The sequence below is a fragment of the Rhodococcus sp. ACT016 genome (genome assembly GCF_050477185.1).
GTDB lineage: Bacteria > Actinomycetota > Actinomycetes > Mycobacteriales > Mycobacteriaceae > Prescottella.
Genome location: NZ_JBEAET010000001.1, coordinates 3360306 through 3375530, shown reverse-complemented (window position 1 = coordinate 3375530; position 15225 = coordinate 3360306). Strand labels below are relative to the sequence as shown.

General features: G+C 67.4%; 17 protein-coding genes. 10 read left to right on the top strand and 7 right to left on the bottom strand.

What is annotated here, in order from left to right; genetic code table 11:
* Positions 1 to 85 precede the first annotated feature (85 nt).
* Entirely contained in the window at positions 86 to 1570 is a 1485-nt protein-coding gene (locus ACQ5DX_RS15535) for a DUF4153 domain-containing protein (RefSeq protein ID WP_430333447.1), read from the top strand.
* On the opposite strand, the gene ACQ5DX_RS15530 is transcribed toward ACQ5DX_RS15535, so the two are convergent.
* Entirely contained in the window at positions 1554 to 1880 is a 327-nt protein-coding gene (locus tag ACQ5DX_RS15530; RefSeq protein WP_430333446.1) for a hypothetical protein, read from the bottom strand. The genes ACQ5DX_RS15535 and ACQ5DX_RS15530 overlap by 17 nt on opposite strands.
* Positions 1881 to 1916: 36 nt before the next feature.
* Positions 1917 to 2699 (bottom strand): histidinol-phosphatase, encoded by a 783-nt coding sequence (hisN, locus tag ACQ5DX_RS15525; protein ID WP_430333445.1) that lies wholly within the window; start codon positions 2697 to 2699, stop codon positions 1917 to 1919.
* A 213-nt stretch (positions 2700 to 2912) separates the two neighbouring features.
* On the opposite strand from hisN, the gene ACQ5DX_RS15520 reads away from it, so the two are divergent.
* Genes ACQ5DX_RS15520 through ACQ5DX_RS15510 form a run of 3 tightly spaced genes read left to right on the top strand, consistent with a single transcriptional unit; the run spans position 2913 to position 5671 of the window.
* Positions 2913 to 4412, top strand: a complete 1500-nt coding sequence (locus ACQ5DX_RS15520; RefSeq protein WP_430333444.1) for an aldehyde dehydrogenase family protein — start codon at positions 2913 to 2915, stop codon at positions 4410 to 4412.
* Positions 4405 to 5154 (top strand): gamma-glutamyl-gamma-aminobutyrate hydrolase family protein, encoded by a 750-nt coding sequence (locus ACQ5DX_RS15515; protein WP_430333443.1) that lies wholly within the window; start codon positions 4405 to 4407, stop codon positions 5152 to 5154. Before ACQ5DX_RS15520 ends, ACQ5DX_RS15515 begins: the two co-directional genes overlap by 8 nt.
* Before the next feature lie 43 nt (positions 5155 to 5197).
* The gene (locus ACQ5DX_RS15510) at positions 5198 to 5671 is read left to right on the top strand and encodes a DUF3830 family protein (protein ID WP_430333442.1); all 474 of its coding nucleotides are present in this window, start codon (positions 5198 to 5200) and stop codon (positions 5669 to 5671) included.
* A gap of 176 nt (positions 5672 to 5847) precedes the next feature.
* Here the strand turns inward: ACQ5DX_RS15510 and ACQ5DX_RS15505 are convergent, their stop codons facing one another.
* The 4 genes from ACQ5DX_RS15505 to ACQ5DX_RS15490 all read right to left on the bottom strand — a co-directional run bounded on the left by ACQ5DX_RS15505 (position 5848) and on the right by ACQ5DX_RS15490 (position 9292).
* Positions 5848 to 6843 carry an Lrp/AsnC family transcriptional regulator gene (locus ACQ5DX_RS15505; RefSeq protein ID WP_430333441.1) on the bottom strand — a complete coding sequence of 332 codons (996 nt, stop codon included), beginning with the start codon at positions 6841 to 6843 and terminating at the stop codon, positions 5848 to 5850.
* Between the two features lie 69 nt (positions 6844 to 6912).
* Positions 6913 to 7953: an ABC transporter ATP-binding protein gene (locus ACQ5DX_RS15500; protein ID WP_430333440.1), complete on the bottom strand. Its 1041-nt coding sequence runs from the start codon at positions 7951 to 7953 to the stop codon at positions 6913 to 6915.
* Positions 7953 to 8753, bottom strand: a complete 801-nt coding sequence (locus tag ACQ5DX_RS15495) for an ABC transporter permease (protein ID WP_430333439.1) — start codon at positions 8751 to 8753, stop codon at positions 7953 to 7955. The genes ACQ5DX_RS15500 and ACQ5DX_RS15495 overlap by 1 nt, the downstream gene beginning before the upstream one ends.
* A complete protein-coding gene (locus ACQ5DX_RS15490) occupies positions 8753 to 9292 on the bottom strand; it encodes an ABC transporter permease (RefSeq protein WP_430335687.1) in 540 nt (179 codons plus the stop codon). The genes ACQ5DX_RS15495 and ACQ5DX_RS15490 overlap by 1 nt, the downstream gene beginning before the upstream one ends.
* Between ACQ5DX_RS15490 and ACQ5DX_RS15485 the strand changes: the two genes are divergently transcribed.
* Positions 9252 to 9587: a hypothetical protein gene (locus tag ACQ5DX_RS15485; RefSeq protein ID WP_430335817.1), complete on the top strand. Its 336-nt coding sequence runs from the start codon at positions 9252 to 9254 to the stop codon at positions 9585 to 9587. The two genes, ACQ5DX_RS15490 and ACQ5DX_RS15485, sit on opposite strands and share 41 nt — an antisense overlap.
* On the opposite strand, the gene ACQ5DX_RS15480 is transcribed toward ACQ5DX_RS15485, so the two are convergent.
* Positions 9577 to 10626, bottom strand: a complete 1050-nt coding sequence (locus ACQ5DX_RS15480; RefSeq protein ID WP_430333438.1) for an ABC transporter substrate-binding protein — start codon at positions 10624 to 10626, stop codon at positions 9577 to 9579. The two genes, ACQ5DX_RS15485 and ACQ5DX_RS15480, sit on opposite strands and share 11 nt — an antisense overlap.
* A gap of 303 nt (positions 10627 to 10929) precedes the next feature.
* Between ACQ5DX_RS15480 and prfB the strand changes: the two genes are divergently transcribed.
* The 5 genes from prfB (at position 10930) to ftsX (ending at position 15158) form a co-directional block, all read left to right on the top strand.
* Positions 10930 to 12042, top strand: coding sequence for a peptide chain release factor 2 (prfB, locus tag ACQ5DX_RS15475; protein WP_430333437.1), 1113 nt, complete (start codon positions 10930 to 10932; stop codon positions 12040 to 12042).
* A gap of 5 nt (positions 12043 to 12047) precedes the next feature.
* The gene (locus ACQ5DX_RS15470) at positions 12048 to 12950 is read left to right on the top strand and encodes a mechanosensitive ion channel family protein (protein WP_430333436.1); all 903 of its coding nucleotides are present in this window, start codon (positions 12048 to 12050) and stop codon (positions 12948 to 12950) included.
* A 62-nt stretch (positions 12951 to 13012) separates the two neighbouring features.
* Complete coding sequence (locus ACQ5DX_RS15465) at positions 13013 to 13441, top strand: hypothetical protein (RefSeq protein ID WP_430333435.1); 429 nt, start codon at positions 13013 to 13015, stop codon at positions 13439 to 13441.
* Positions 13442 to 13504: 63 nt separating this feature from the next.
* Positions 13505 to 14194, top strand: coding sequence for a cell division ATP-binding protein FtsE (gene ftsE / locus ACQ5DX_RS15460; RefSeq protein WP_430333434.1), 690 nt, complete (start codon positions 13505 to 13507; stop codon positions 14192 to 14194).
* 58 nt (positions 14195 to 14252) lie between these two features.
* On the top strand, positions 14253 to 15158 hold the full coding sequence (gene ftsX, locus ACQ5DX_RS15455; RefSeq protein ID WP_430333433.1) for a permease-like cell division protein FtsX: 906 nt from the start codon (positions 14253 to 14255) through the stop codon (positions 15156 to 15158).
* The last annotated feature ends 67 nt before the right edge of the window (positions 15159 to 15225 follow it).

Here is a 15225-nt window from a genome sequence, read left to right as displayed (position 1 = left end):
CGTATTCCGTTCGGGGCCGGACCTTTCCGGTCGCCCCGCGATGACGCCTGCCCGCATCCGGCCGGGCGTGGACGAGGAGGACCCCATGACCGCACCGACCATCACTCGACCCGACGAGGTGGGGATACCGCTGTGGCCCCGCGATGTGTGGCGCCGCGATCGGTCGTCGCTGGCGCCGCGCACGACGATGCAGTCCGCGCTCGGAGCGGGGGCCGTCGCGGCGCTGACCCTGCAGACCACGGCGGCGAGTGTGGCCTACGTGATCACCGGGGCCGCGGTGGTGGCGACGGCGTTCACGACGGTGCGTCCGCGGCCCACCCGGTTCCAGCTCGCGACGGCGGCGGGCGCCCTGGCTCTGCTGGCGGTGGCCGCGGTCCGGGGCGCGGACTGGCTGGTGGCGCTGTGTGTCGTGGCCAGTTGGGTCGTCGGGTCGATCGCGCTGGTCGGGGGCTGGACGTGGACCGGCCTCGCACTCGGGTCGCTCGCACTGTGGTTCACACCCGCGCGGGTGTTCGGTTGGGTGCGGCGCGGTCGCTCCCGGCTGGGCACCGGCCGTCGGATCGAATCCGGTCGCGTGCTCGGCGTGGCCGCAGTCAGTGTCGCGCTGGTGGCGCTGTTCGGATCGCTGTTCGTGAGCGCCGATCCGCGCTTCGGGAGGATCTTCGAGGACCTCGTTCCCGACATGCGGGTGTCGAACCCTGTCGATCGCGTGCTGCTCGGTGCCTTCGTCGCGGGCGTGGCGGTGGCGGCGACGTACCTGCGGCGGCGGACACCGCGGTTCGACGCGCTGGCTCCCGGCGCGGGGCGTCCGATCGCACGGTGGGAGTGGGCGGTACCCCTGGCGCTGCTGGACATGCTGTTCGTCGGATTCGTGGCGGTGCAGTTGCCGGTGTTGTTCGGCGGGGACGAGCACGTGCGGGGCACGCACGGCCTCACCTACGCGAACTATGCGCGGCAAGGGTTCTGGCAGTTGGCCGCGGTGACCGTGCTGACGCTGGTCGTCGTCGCGGTCGCGATCCGGAAGGTGGATCGCCGGCGCCGCCGTGATCGTCGCCTCGCCCGGGTCCTGCTGGGCCTGCTCTGCGTGTCGAGCCTAGTGGTGGTCGCGTCCGCGCTGCATCGGATGTCGTTGTACGAGAACGAGTTCGGATTCACCCGACTGCGCCTGGGGGTGATGGCCGTCGAGCTGTGGCTGGGCGTGGTGTTCGTGATACTGCTCGTGGCGGGGATCAGGCTCTCGGCGCGGTGGCTGCCCCGCGCGGTGCTGGCGTCGGCGGCGATCGGCCTGCTCGGGTTCGCCGCGCTCGACCCGGACGGCTACATCGCCGCCCGGAACGTCGACCGCTACGCCACCACCGGCAAGCTCGACATCGCCTACCTGCAGGGACTGTCCGTCGACGCCGTGCCCGCGCTCGACCGACTGCCCGAACCGGCGCGGTCGTGCACACTGATCGGCATCGACCTCGGGGGCGGCTCGTCGGGGTTCGAGTACAACGCGGCTCGGGCGAAGGCGCGGGAACTTCTCGCGGCCCGGCCGGTGGGTCCGTGCCTCGTCAGCTCCACGGGGTGATGGGTGGCTTGACCCACATGATCTTCTCGTCGGCGTGCGGGCGGGCGGACCGCGCGTCGTCGGGATGCTCGGCGGCCCAGCGATCCTTCGTGTCGATCAACTCGGCTGCGACCGTCCACGTCTCGCGGGTACTCGGCGGGTTGGTGCCGGCCGCCCGCGCCAGTTTGCGCAGCCGGTCTTCGGGCAGGTCGAGCAGTTCGGTGCCCGTGACGTCGCGCTCCCACGCGAACCGCGCCAGTTCCACTGCCTTCTCCCGGCGCTTGCGGCTCGCCTGATCGGTGTGGGCGAAGTCGACCTCGTCGGCGTCCATTCCAATGACTCCCATCAGTGTCGGGCCGTGGGGGAATCAGCGCAGGCGCGCGAGGACCTCGTCGTGCAGCAGTCCGTTGGTGGCGACGGCGCTGCCGCCGTGCGGGCCGTCGGCGCCCTCGAGGCTGGTGAAGCGGCCGCCGGCCTCGCGCACCAGCAGATCCAGCGGTGCGAGATCCCACAGCGACACCTCGGGCTCGGCGGCGATCTCGAGCGTGCCCTCGGCGAGCAGGCAGTAGGAGAAGAAGTCGCCGTAGCCGCGGATACGCCACACGTCGTCGGTGAGATCGACGAACTGCTCGCGGATGCCGCGGTCCTTCCAGCCCGAGAGCGACGAGAACGCCAGGCTCGACGACGCGAGGTCGCTCACCCCGGACACCGACAGCCGGCGCGCGTCGCCGCCGTCGTAGGCCGCCCACGCGCCCTCACCCGCCGACGCCCACCACCGGCGGTTCAGCGCCGGCGCGCTCACCACACCGACCACGGGCACGCCGTCCTCGAGCAGTGCAATCAGGCTCGCCCACACCGGGACTCCGCGAACGAAGTTCTTGGTGCCGTCGATCGGGTCGATCACCCACTGGCGGCCTTCGAACTTCGCGTCGCCGCCGAACTCCTCGCCGAGGACGGCATCGGCGGGACGCTCCGCCGCCAACGTTGCGCGCACGGCGCGCTCCACCGCGAGATCCGCGTCCGATACGGGGGTGAGGTCCGGCTTGGAGTCGACCTTCAGGTCCAGCGCCCCGAACCGGGCGCGGGTAATGGCGTCGGCTTCGTCGGCGATGCGGCGGGCGAGGGTGAGATCGGCGGTGCGTGCAGTCACGACCGCACAGCCTACCGGCGCCCGCGTGACGTCGCCGCCCGTGAGCCCACCCACGCACCCGCCCGGCACCCGGCGCCGCCGATAGGCGGATCTGGATGCCGAATTGATGATCAATGACGAATCACGACCATTGATTGCTGAATATTGGCGGATATGACACCCTGGAACGCGAATCGTGGCGGAAGCCACAATCCTCGTCGAAGGGACCGTTACATGTCGCTCAGCTCAACCGCGCGGGACGCAATGCAGGACGTCGCGCGCCTCGAGGGGGCCTACATCGGCGGGCAGCTCGTGTCGTTCGACGGTGTCGAACGCATCCCCGTCGTCTCGCCCCGGGACGGCCGACCGATCGGGACGCTGCATGCGGCCGACGAGGCGCAGGTGGATCTCGCGGTTCACGTCGCCCGAACGGCCTTCCGGATGTCGGGCTGGGCCACCGCCGCTCCGCGGGAACGTGGCGACGTCTTGAAGAAGTGGGCGCTGCTCATCGGTGAGAACGCCCAGGAGCTGGCCACCATGATCTCGCTGGAGATGGGCAAGCCGGTGTCCCAGGCGCTCAACGTCGAGCTCGCGGCGGTCGAGAAGTGCATCCGGTGGTACGGCGAGCTCGCGGACAAGATGCCCGACAAGCTGATCGCGCACGAGGAGTCGGTGCTGGCGTACTCCGTCGAGGCTCCGGCGGGTGTGGTGGCGGCCGTCGTGCCGTGGAACTTCCCCCTCACCATGACGGCCTGGAAGCTCGCTCCCGCGCTTCTCGCCGGCAACTCGGTGGTGGTGAAACCGTCCGAGCAGACGCCCTTCTCGGCGCTGCGTCTGGCGGAGCTGGCCGGGCAGGCGGGCCTTCCGGCCGGCGTGCTGAACGTGGTGAACGGCCTGGGCCGGGTCGCCGGTCAGGCGCTGGGCCGACATCCCGACGTCGACGTCCTCACGTTCACCGGTTCGCCCGTCACCGGCCGCGCCTTCATGAAGTACAGCGCGGAATCGAACGGCAAGCGGGTGTGGCCGGAGCTCGGCGGGAAGTCCGCCACGATCGCACTGCCCGACGCGGACATCCGGGCCGCGGCCGCCAGCGCCGCGGAGAACGCCTTCTTCAACCAGGGCCAGATGTGCAGTGCCTCGTCCCGGCTGATCGTGTTCGAGGAGAACGCGGACGAAGCGGTGGCCGCGGCCTGCGAGGTCGCGGCGGCGCTGCAGCCGGCGGATCCGCTCCACGCCGGCACCGGCTTCGGCGCGATCGTCAGCGCGGCCGCGGTGGCCGGGATCGAGGCGAAGGTCGCGGACGCGCTCGAACAGGGCGCCAGCCTGGTTGCCGGCAGTCCGCAGCGCACCGTCGTCGAAGGGCTCGAGGACGGCTCGTACTTCGCTCCCGTGGTTCTCGACCACGTCGACCCCGACTCCCGCATCGCGCAGGAGGAGGTGTTCGGGCCGGTCCTGTCGATCATTCGCGTCGGCAGTGAGGCGGAGGCGATCCGCGTCGCCAACGACACCCGCTACGGGCTCGCCGCATCGGTCTGGAGCCGGGACGTCGCCGCGATCCACCGCGTGACGCGGGCCGTGAAAGCCGGGGTCATCTGGGTGAACTGCTACGAGGAGGGTGACATGCGTCTGCCGTTCGGCGGTGTGAAGGAGAGCGGATTCGGACGCGACAAGGGCGCCGACGCACTGCACAAGTACACCGACACCACCGCGGTCTGGATGAAGCTCGATGGCTGACCGACCCCTGATCGCCCTCACGACGTGGCGGCGCGATCTCCCCACCTACCTCGGCGAGCGCACCGACCTGTTCACGGTGGGCACCGAGTACGTTCGATTCTTCTCGGCCCGCGGAGTGTCCGTGGTCCTCGTCCCGGAATGCACCGCCGACGAGGCGACCGCACTGCTCTCGCACGTCAGCGGGCTGGTCGTGTCCGGGGGAGAGGACGTGGGTGAGTGGATCGCCCGCGGCGAGGGTGACGACGCTCCGCTCGACGCCACTACCCGGGACGTCACCGAGCGGGCACTCGTCGTGGCCGCTCGGGGCCTGGGCCTGCCTGTCTTCGGCATCTGCCGGGGCATGCAACTGCTCGCGGCCCTCCACGGCAGCCGGGTGGTCGATCTACCCGCGGCCCGTGAACTGCACTCGTACGGACTCGAACCCGACGCCCAACTCGGCTACCGGCACGAGATCGAGCTCACCGCTCTGTCCGCGTCGTCCTCGGCAACCACCGCGGTGGCGTCGAGGATGATCGTCAATTCGATTCACCAGCAGGCGATCTCGCATTGCCCCGAGGGCTTCGCGGTGACGGCGACTGCGCCGGACGGGACGATCGAGGCCATCGAATCGACCACCGACTGGTACGCCGCGGGTGTGCAGTGGCATCCCGAGAAGATGTGCGGCGCAGATGAACTCGCCGAACAGGAACGATTTGTCGCGCCCTTCCTCGACGCCGTCGAGAGATATCGCCGAACCCCCTGATCATGCACGACCGAAAAGTGCAGTCAAGAGAGAGAGAAACCCAGTGACCGAGCAGAAGCTCTTCTTCGAGTACGAGAACGGCCCCCGCGCTATTGCGACCATGCACCTCGATCTGGCGCCGAAGACGTGCGAGGCGTTGTGGAACGCGCTGGCCAAGCCGGTGACCGTCGATGCGATGCACGCGATGTACGCCGGCCCGGAGGTGATGACCGGTCTTCCCGAGGAGGCGCAGAACTTCGACCCGGAGGCCGTTCCGTTCGAGAACCAGCAGGTCATCCCCGGCGTGGGTGACGTCCTGTGGTACTACCAGCGTCCGATGCAGATGGGCGGCCTGCCGTTCGAGTGGTACGAGGTCGGGGTCTGCTACGCCCCCGGCGTGCGCACCTTCGGGCCGCTGGGGTGGACGCCTGTCAACGTGTTCGCCACCGTCACCGAGGGACTCGCCGACTTCGCGAAGGCCTCCGCCGACATCCGCATCACGGGCCTGAAGAAGCTCACCATCGGTCGCGTCGAATAACGCGCAGCCACACCTGAAAAGGGGCCCTGCCCGCCGACGTTGCCGGCGGGCAGGGCCCTTTTCGTGTTCGCGGAACCCGCGAACCACTGCCCGATATCGAGGACCGCACACGCAGAAGCGCCGCACCACATGTCGTGTGGTGCGGCGCCGGGGCCGTCGGAGGGCGACCGTCGAGGTCAGGCCACGACGTCCTCGATGTACAGCGGGCCGCGTCGAACGGCTTTGAGGACGACCCGCGATTCGGCGATCTCCACGGTGGGGAGGGAGCCGATGACACCGTTCTGGAAGTCGAAGAGCGCCTCCTCGTCCATGAATAGGCCGTCGACCAACAGGCCGGCGTGCCCGGTGAGCGCCGCGCAGTAGCGGACGGACGGGTGCGTGGCCAGAAAATTGCCGATGCTCTCGATGTCGCCGTTTCGGATGTGCAGCCACAGCATGGCCTCGACCTTGTAGCCGAAGAACGCCGGTGCCACCTCGGTCCGGACCCGGAGCACACCGACACCGAACAGCGTGTCGAGCCGGCGGCGCACGGTCTGCGCGTTGATTCCGGCCTCCTGGGCGAGCACCGAGATGGTCGCCCGCCCGTCGTGGCTCAGCTGGTCTATCAAGTTCTGGTCCACGGAATCGAGAACGACCGGAGTGGAACTGGCCGACGGCGCATGCCACGGCGCCGATGCGCGGAGGGCGTCGACCTGTTCGGCGGGGAGTATGCCCGCGTGCCAGTCGAGGCCGATGCGGTACGACCGCAGGACGGTACTGACCTCGAACGCGCGCAGGCCGGGGATCGCCGGAAGAGTCTGCATCAGCAGCATCTGGTGTGCCTCGGCGTTCTCCACGAGTACGAGGGCGACGATGTCGCCGGAGCCCTCGAGGATCGACACCGACGACGCGCCCGGAAGCGCGGCCACCCCGCGGGCCACCTGGGCCACCTGGTCGATTTCGGTCCCGAGGCGGATCAGCACGCCCCGAGCGTGGAGCAGCTTGTTCGCGTCGACGAACGTCGACACGCGCACGCATCCCGTGTCGATCAGATGCTGTCCGCGGCGCATGACGGTCCGCGACGGGAGATCGATGACACGGCTGATCGCCTCCCACGAGGCGCGCCCATTGACCTGGAGTGCGCTCGCGATGAGCCGATCGGTGTCGTCGGTGTCATTGCCTTTCTGACTCATCGTCTGCAGCCTTCACATGAGAATTTTTGTGCGGGAAGAGAATTACAGATTGTAACGGCATCGTCGCCGCTACTTCGGCAGGATCCGGGTATGCGCGCTGCGCCACGACAGCGTCACCTCGCTGTCCTGGTACACGACCGTCGAGGTCGGGGCGACGACCCGAAGCTCCTGTCCGGCAGCGTCCAGGACGAGGAGCAACTCGCTGCCCCGGAACACCCGCGACCTGACCACCGCGGTCAGGTGAGCGTCGCAACCGTCTGGTGCGTCGACCCGGATGTCCTCCTGCCGAATCATCAGCAGCGCTTCCCCACCGAAGTCCTCCGGAGACGGCACGGTCGCATCGCCCACCGAGACCCGGCTGCCGGCGACGCCGGTGACGGCGAGCAGGTTCGCCGCGCCCAGGAAGTCCGCCGCGAAACGCGTGCTCGGATTCGCGTAGAGGTCCTCGGGGGTGCCGGACTGCTCGACGACACCACCGTCCATGAGCACGACCTGGTCGGACATGCTGAGAGCCTCGTCCTGATCGTGCGTGACGAAGACAGTGGTCACACCCAGACTCCGTTGCAGCGACACCAGTTCCACCTGCATGTCCTCCCGAAGGCGCGCATCGAGATTCGACAGCGGCTCGTCGAGCAGGATGAGTCGGGGACCGCCGACGATGGCGCGGGCCAACGCCACACGCTGTTGCTGGCCACCGGACAGCTGCCGCGGCATTCGCGACGCCAGGTGATCCATCTGGACCTGCTCGAGCGCCCGTACCGCGAGGTCCCGCTGAGCGGCACGGTTTCCGTGCGTCTTGCCGCGCATCCGCAGCGGGAAGCGGACGTTCTCGAGCACGCTCATGTGGGGAAGGAGCGCGTAGCTCTGGAACATCATGCTCAGTCGGCGGTGTTCCGGCGCGAGGCCGGTGACGTCCTCGCCGCCCACCGAGATCGTTCCCGAGTCCACGGTCTCGAGACCCGCGATGCAGCGCAGCAGAGTCGACTTGCCGCAGCCACTGGACCCGAGCAGCGATACGAAGCTGCCCGACTTCGCGTGGATGTCGACGCCCTTGAGCACCTTCACATCCCCGAATGTCTTGTGAACGGCGGCGATGGTGAGATCGGCCATTAGCTGAAGACCTTTCCGAGACCGACGATCTTCTCGATCGCCAGGATTGCTATCGCAGTGAGTGCCATCGACAACGTCGAGACGGCCGCAACCGTCGGCGAAGCGCTGAACTCGAGCTGCCCGTAGATGGCGAGGGGGAGGGTTTGGAGCTGCGGGGTCCGCAGGAACAACGCGATGACCGCGTCGTCGAAGGAGACGATGAACGCCAGGAACCCGCCGGCGATGATGCCGGGGCGGCACATCGGCAGCAGCACGTGCCAATAGCGCTGCCACCAGCTGGCTCCCATCACCCGGACGGCCTCTTCGGTGAAGACGTCCGACCGGGCGATCACGCCGAGAACCGTTCGGACCACGTAGGGGACCGTGATGACCACGTGCGCGAGCATCAGGATCCACGGCGAGGACCCACCGAGCAGCTGCGACACCGTCTGGAGGATGCCGATCGCGAAGATGATGCTCGGCATGGTCAACGGGGAGAGCGCGAACGATTGCAGCGCACCCGCACCGGGAACCTTGTGTCGTGCGATGCCGATGGCGAACAGCATCCCGATCGCGGCCGAGCCCAGCGCGGTGATCAGTGCGATCTGCAGGCTGAACAGGAACGGATAGGTGTAGGTGGTGTCGGCCAGTGCATCCGCGAACCACTCGAGGCTGAGGCCTTCGGGTGGGAAGGCGAGGAACTGGTCGGAGTTGAACGCGGCCCCCACCACCACCGCGAGCGGTGCCAGCATGAACAGCGCGATCAGGACGAGGAACACCTTGCCGGCGATCCTCAACGGAAGCGGAGTCGATCGGACCACTATTTCATCCTCGCGTTCGCAATTCGATTGGTCGCCGCGATCGTGATGACGACGACCGCCAGGATCAGCACCGCCTGCGTCGCGGCGAACGGAATGTCGTTGCTGACCGTCGCATCGTGGTAGATGAATCCGGCGATGACCGGAAGCTGCGCTCCGCCAATGAGGTTCGGAGTGATGAACGAGCTGATCGACAGCGCGAAGCACAGCGTGGCGCCGGAGACGATGCCCGGCAGGGCCAGGGGGAGCACCACGTGCCGGAAGGTGCCGAGGAAGCTCGCACCCATGGTTCGCGACGCTTCCCGCAGCCGCCCGTCGATCCCGTTGATGACGCCTAGAACGGAGAGGACGGCGAACGGCACCAGGACCTGGACCATCGCGATATTGACACCGAGTTCGGTGCCCAGCAGGCCCTGACGAGCCTGGCTGAGTTCCAGGAAGCCCGGAATCTGTGCCAGCGGGCCGGACGGGCCCATGAGGATGACCCAGCCGAAAGTGCGGATGACGACGCTGGTCATCAGGGGGAGGATCGTCGCGATCATCATGAAGGCCCGGGCTTTCGCTGACAGCCCGGCCATGATGTACGCGAGCGGAACAGCGATCGCGACCGAAACGATCGTCTGGATGAACGCCATCCGCAATGACCGCTCCGACGCGCCGAGAGAAACCGACGACCCGAAGAACCTGGCGAAGTTGTCGAGCGTGAACCCCGAGGAGTCCGTGGTGAAGCTCGCCAGAAGTGTTCTGGCAACCGGGATCACGAATGCGATCAGAAGCAGTGCAATCAGCGGCAGCACCAACAGCCAGGGTTCTACGGAGCGCCTCTTCATCGCGTGATCTGTTCCTGCCACTGCTTCTGCCACGCCGCGGCGTTACCCGTGAGCTGCTCCGGATCGAAGCGGACCAGCTTCTCCAGCGTCGGGCCGGCGAGGATCTTGGACTGCATGTCGGCGGGAACGACCGCCTTCGTGTTCACGGGCGAGTACGCCATGCCGGTGACGAACTTCTCCTGGGCTCCGGCGCTGAGCGCGTAGTCGATGAACTTGGTCGCGAGGTCGGTGTTGGATCGTCCGGCAACGAGATTGGCCGTGATGAACGAGCCGGTCGTCCCCTCCTTGGGGATGGCGAAGCCGACGGGCTGGCCCGCCTTACGCAGCGTCTCCGCGTAGTCCTGCGAGTAGGGGGCCACCCAGATGTCGCGCGCCGCGAAAGCCTGCTGCAGGTCGGATGACGTCTTGGTGATGATGGCGTCACCGGCGCGGGCCGACTGGCCGATCGCGTCGATCCCGGGAGTGACGTCGTCGATCGTTCCGCCGCGCGTCTGGTTGGTCATCAGCATGCCGAGGGTGCCGTAGCTGTTCGACAGGTCGGTGAACGCGACGTGCTGCCGGTAGTCGGGGTTGAACGAGTCGTTCCACGACGTGGGCTCGTTGATCTTGTCGGTGCGGTAGAGCAGCCCCATCGGCGTGATCTGGACGACGGGGCCCTGCCCGCCGGCGAGCCCGGCGGTCGCCTGGCTGATCAGGTCGGGGGCGTTGGTGAGCGCGGCCGGGTCGATCGGAGCGAGGAGCCCGTCCTCCGCCGCCACCGTCTCCTGACCACCGGAGAAGAAGACGACGTCCATCTGGGGGCTGGACTTCTGGGCCTTGAGCTGGGCGAGCGCGTCGGAGCTGTACAGCGTCACCTGCTTGACCGTGACGTTGTTCTCCTTCTCGAACGGCTTCACCACGGCCTCGGTGAAGTTCTTCTGCCACTCCCCACCGAACGTCGTGACGACGAGCTCGGTGCCCGATGCCGTCCCGGGCGAACAGGCGGACAGGGATGCGGCGGCGCCCACGGCGAGGGCGATGGCGGTGAGTGCGAGGCGACGTTTCATCTGACTTCCTGGGGTGGGTTGGGGCACCGGAGCGAATCGGTGCGGCCTACGCGCGGCTCGGCGGGCGTGTGACCCGCGCCACGATGCGGAGTGAGTGTTGCATATTCGCCAGAATGCCGCAATAGAGTGGAGAATCTAGACAATCGTATTGCCCATTGTCATCAACATTCGCCTTCGAAGGGGTTTGGCGTGAATGTGGACGGATCCCGCTCGTCGGCGCTTGCGGGTCTGTGCCGGTAGGGGTTCCGATGTGATCCTGGTCGCACGGCGGTCATGGCGAAGGACCCGGTAGCCTGGGTAACTGTGCATCCTGACGTTTCCGCTGACCTCGCCGAGCTCGACACCACTCTGACCACGGTCGAGAAGGTCCTCGATGTCGAGGAGTTGCGCCGCCGCATCGACGAACTCGAGCACCAGGCGTCCGACCCCGATCTGTGGAACGACCAGGAGCACGCGCAGAAGGTCACCAGCCAGCTGTCGCATGCGCAGGCCGAACTGCGCCGTGTGGAGGACCTGCGTTCACGCCTCGACGACATGACGGTCCTGTACGAGCTCGCCGAGGAGGAGGGGCCGGAGGCGGTCGCCGACGCCCACTCCGAGCGCGGGCAGCTACGCACCGACATCGAGGCGATGGAAGTCAAGACGATGCTCTCGGGCGAGTACGACCAGCGCGACGCGCTCGTCAACATCCGCGCCGGCGCCGGCGGCGTCGATGCCGCGGACTGGGCCGAGATGCTCATGCGCATGTACATCCGCTGGGCCGAGAAGCGTGGCTACGGCGTCGAGGTCTACGACACCTCCTACGCCGAGGAGGCGGGCATCAAGAGCGCCACCTTCGCGGTCAAGGCGCCCTACAGCTACGGCACCCTGTCGATCGAGATGGGCACGCACCGCCTGGTCCGCATCAGCCCGTTCGACAACCAGGGTCGTCGCCAGACGTCGTTCGCCGAGGTCGAGGTCCTGCCCGTCGTCGAGACCACCGACCACATCGACATCGACGAGAACGACGTCCGCGTCGACGTCTACCGCTCGTCCGGCCCGGGTGGTCAGTCGGTCAACACCACCGACTCGGCGGTCCGCCTGACGCACATCCCCACCGGCATCGTCGTCACCTGCCAGAACGAGAAGTCGCAGCTGCAGAACAAGGTGTCCGCGATGCGGGTCCTGCAGGCCAAGCTGCTCGAGCGCAAGCGCCAGGAGGAGCGTGCCGAGATGGACGCGCTCAAGGGTGACGGCGGCAGCTCGTGGGGTAACCAGATGCGCTCGTACGTGCTGCATCCGTACCAGATGGTCAAGGACCTGCGCACCGAGTACGAGGTCAACAACCCGTCGGCCGTCCTCGACGGTGAGATCGACGGATTCATCGAGGCCGGCATCCGCTGGCGGATGAGCGAAGCCCAGGAAGCCCAAGCTTAGGCCGTATGCAGACCACCGATCTCGCCCTGTCCTTCGCCCCTCTGGACCGACTGCAAGACTGGCTGCAGACCACAGGCCTGCAGATCGCGCTGACGGTACTCGGCGCGCTGATCCTCGCCCGCTTCGTCAGCTGGGGAGGCAGTCTCGTCACAGCGCGCATCGACGACAACTATCAGCAGGGCGACGCACTGGTCCGCTCCGAGGCCACCAAACACCGGCACTCGGTGGCGCAGGTCGTCACGTGGGTGGTCATCACGATCATCTACGTGATCGCCACCGTGAAGGTGCTCTCGCAGTTGGACATGCCGATCGGCAGTCTCGTAGCGCCGGCGACCGTGCTCGGTGCGGCGCTCGGTTTCGGTGCGCAGCGCGTGGTGCAGGACATCCTCGCGGGGTTCTTCATCATCACCGAGCGGCAGTACGGGTTCGGTGACACCGTTCAGATCGCGGTGACCGGGTCGTCCAAGGAGGCCGAGGGCGTCATCGAGGACGTCACGCTGCGCGTGACCCGGATGCGGAACGCGGACGGCGAGGTCATCACGGTTCCGAACGGCCAGATCGTGAAGGCCGTCAACCTGTCCAAGGACTGGGCACGCGCCGTGGTCGACGTGCCGATCCCGTCGACCGCGGACATCAACCACGTCAACGACATCCTGCACCGGGTCGGCGTCGACGCCTACGAGGACAAGGCGCTGCGACCGTTGCTGCTCGACACCCCGACCGTGATGGGCGTCGAGAGCCTCGAGATGGACCAGGTGAGCATCCGGGTGGTCGCACGGACGTTGCCGGGCAAACAGTTCCAGGTGGGTCGTGCGCTGCGGGTCCGCGTTGTGACGGCGCTGCGCCGAGCGGGCATCACGGTGTCGGCCGAACTCGAGAACGACCCGGTGGAAGAGAGCACCGAATGAGTCCGCAGGAGAAGGTGTCACAGCTGTGGGGGAGGGTTCCCCGCAAGGTGTTCGGCGGCAGAATGCGTACCACGACGGTCGTGATGTGCGTGCTGTGGCTCGGCTTGGCGATGCTCAACGCCGAATTGAATCCCGAGCCCGCCACCGTGGACACCCCGGCACCCGCGGGGATCGCGGAGAATCACCTCGAGCAGTCGCAGACGTCCGGGGGTTCGCAGAAGTCGTCCGGCTCCGACTCCGCCACCACCACGACGACGACGGCGCCGTCTCAGAGTGGCTCGTCGTCCCCCGCGCCGTCGCAGTCGGAGACGAGTCGTTCCGAGCGGCAGCCGGGTGCGACGACCACCACACCGGGCGCCGGACGCACAACGACCCAGCAGGAGACGGCGGGTCAGTCGACCACCACGACGGAGTCTTCGCAGCAATTGCAGGACCACGGCGCAACCACGTCCAGCGCGGAGCCCAGCGCCGTTCCGAGCCCGGCGGGCTGACGTCGCCACAGGGGCGCGTCGTTGCCCTAGATCACCGTTAGATAACGGCTAGACTGACTCCTCGTGATCAGCGTCAAGGATGTCTCCAAGTTCTACAAGGCCTCCACGCGGCCGGCCCTGGACAAGGTGAGCGTCGAGATCGACAAGGGCGAATTCGTGTTCCTGATCGGGCCGTCCGGCTCGGGCAAGAGCACGTTCATGCAGCTCCTGCTCAAGGAGGAGACGCCCACGTCCGGGGACATCTACGTCGCGGACTTCCACGTCAACAAGCTGTCGGGTCGGCGCGTGCCGAAGCTGCGGCAGAGCGTCGGCTATGTGTTCCAGGACTTCCGGCTGCTGCCCAACAAGACGGTGTCGCAGAACGTCGCGTTCGCGCTCGAGGTGATCGGCAAGTCGCGTTCGGTGATCGAGCGGACCGTTCCCGAGGTGCTCGATCTCGTCGGTCTGTCCGGCAAGGCCGACCGGCTGCCCAACGAACTTTCCGGCGGCGAGCAGCAGCGAGTCGCGATCGCCCGCGCGTTCGTGAACCGACCGCTCGTGCTGCTCGCCGACGAGCCCACCGGCAACCTCGACCCCGACACCAGCGCCGACATCATGTTGTTGCTCGAGCGGATCAACCGCACCGGCACCACCGTCCTCATGGCGACGCACGACCACCACATCGTCGATTCGATGCGTCGACGCGTCGTCGAACTCGACCTCGGTCGGGTGGTGCGCGACGAAGCGAGGGGCGTGTACGCCGTCGGCCGTTAGCGACGGCGCCCGCCGACCACCTTCTCGAACAGACGACTCGAAGGACTGCGATTCCCCGATGCGAGCCAGCTTCATCTTCAGCGAGGTCCTGACCGGCCTGCGCCGCAACATCACGATGACCATCGCGATGATCCTCACGACCGCGATCTCGCTGGGCCTGTTCGGCAGCGGCCTGCTGGTCGTGCAGATGGCGGACAAGACGCAGCAGATCTTCCTCGACCGGGTCGAGGTGCAGCTGTTCCTCACCGAGGACATTTCCGCGTCCGACCCGGACTGCGTCCAGGACATCTGCCGCGGCCTGCGCAACGACCTCGAGAACGCCGACGCGGTGGTCTCGGTGCAGTACCTCAACCGCGACGACGCCGTCACCGACGCGACCGACCGGGTGTTCAAGGACAACCCAGAACTGGCCTCGCTGGTGAGCCCGGAGAGCTTCCCGGCCTCGTTCAAGATCAAGCTCAGTGATCCCGAGCGGTTCGGTGTCATCAACGACGAGTTCGCCGACCGGCCGGGCATCGACAGCATCCTCAACCAGCGGGAACTGGTCGACCGTCTGTTCAGCGTGCTCGGCGGCATCCGCAACGCGGCGTTCGCGATCGCGATCGTCCAGGCGATCGCCGCGATCTTCCTCATCGCCAACATGGTTCAGGTGGCGGCGCTCACCCGCCGCACCGAGGTCGGCATCATGCGACTGGTCGGCGCGACACGCTGGTACACACAGTTGCCGTTCCTACTCGAGGCCGTCGTCGCGTCGCTGATCGGATCGGTGCTGGCCATCGCCGGTTTGTTCACCGCGAAGAACCTGTTCATCGACGACGTCCTCGGCGATATCTACGACGCGAACATCGTGGCACGGATCTCCAACAGTGACCTGCTGCTGGTCTCGCCGTTCATCGTGATCGTCGGTGCCGGCATGGCCGCGATCACCGCGTACATCGCGCTGCGGCTGTACGTGCGGGACTGACGAAGGCGCGGGGGAATAAACGGCTTGCCGCGACCCCTATGCTGGAGGCGTACCAACCCTGGTCACA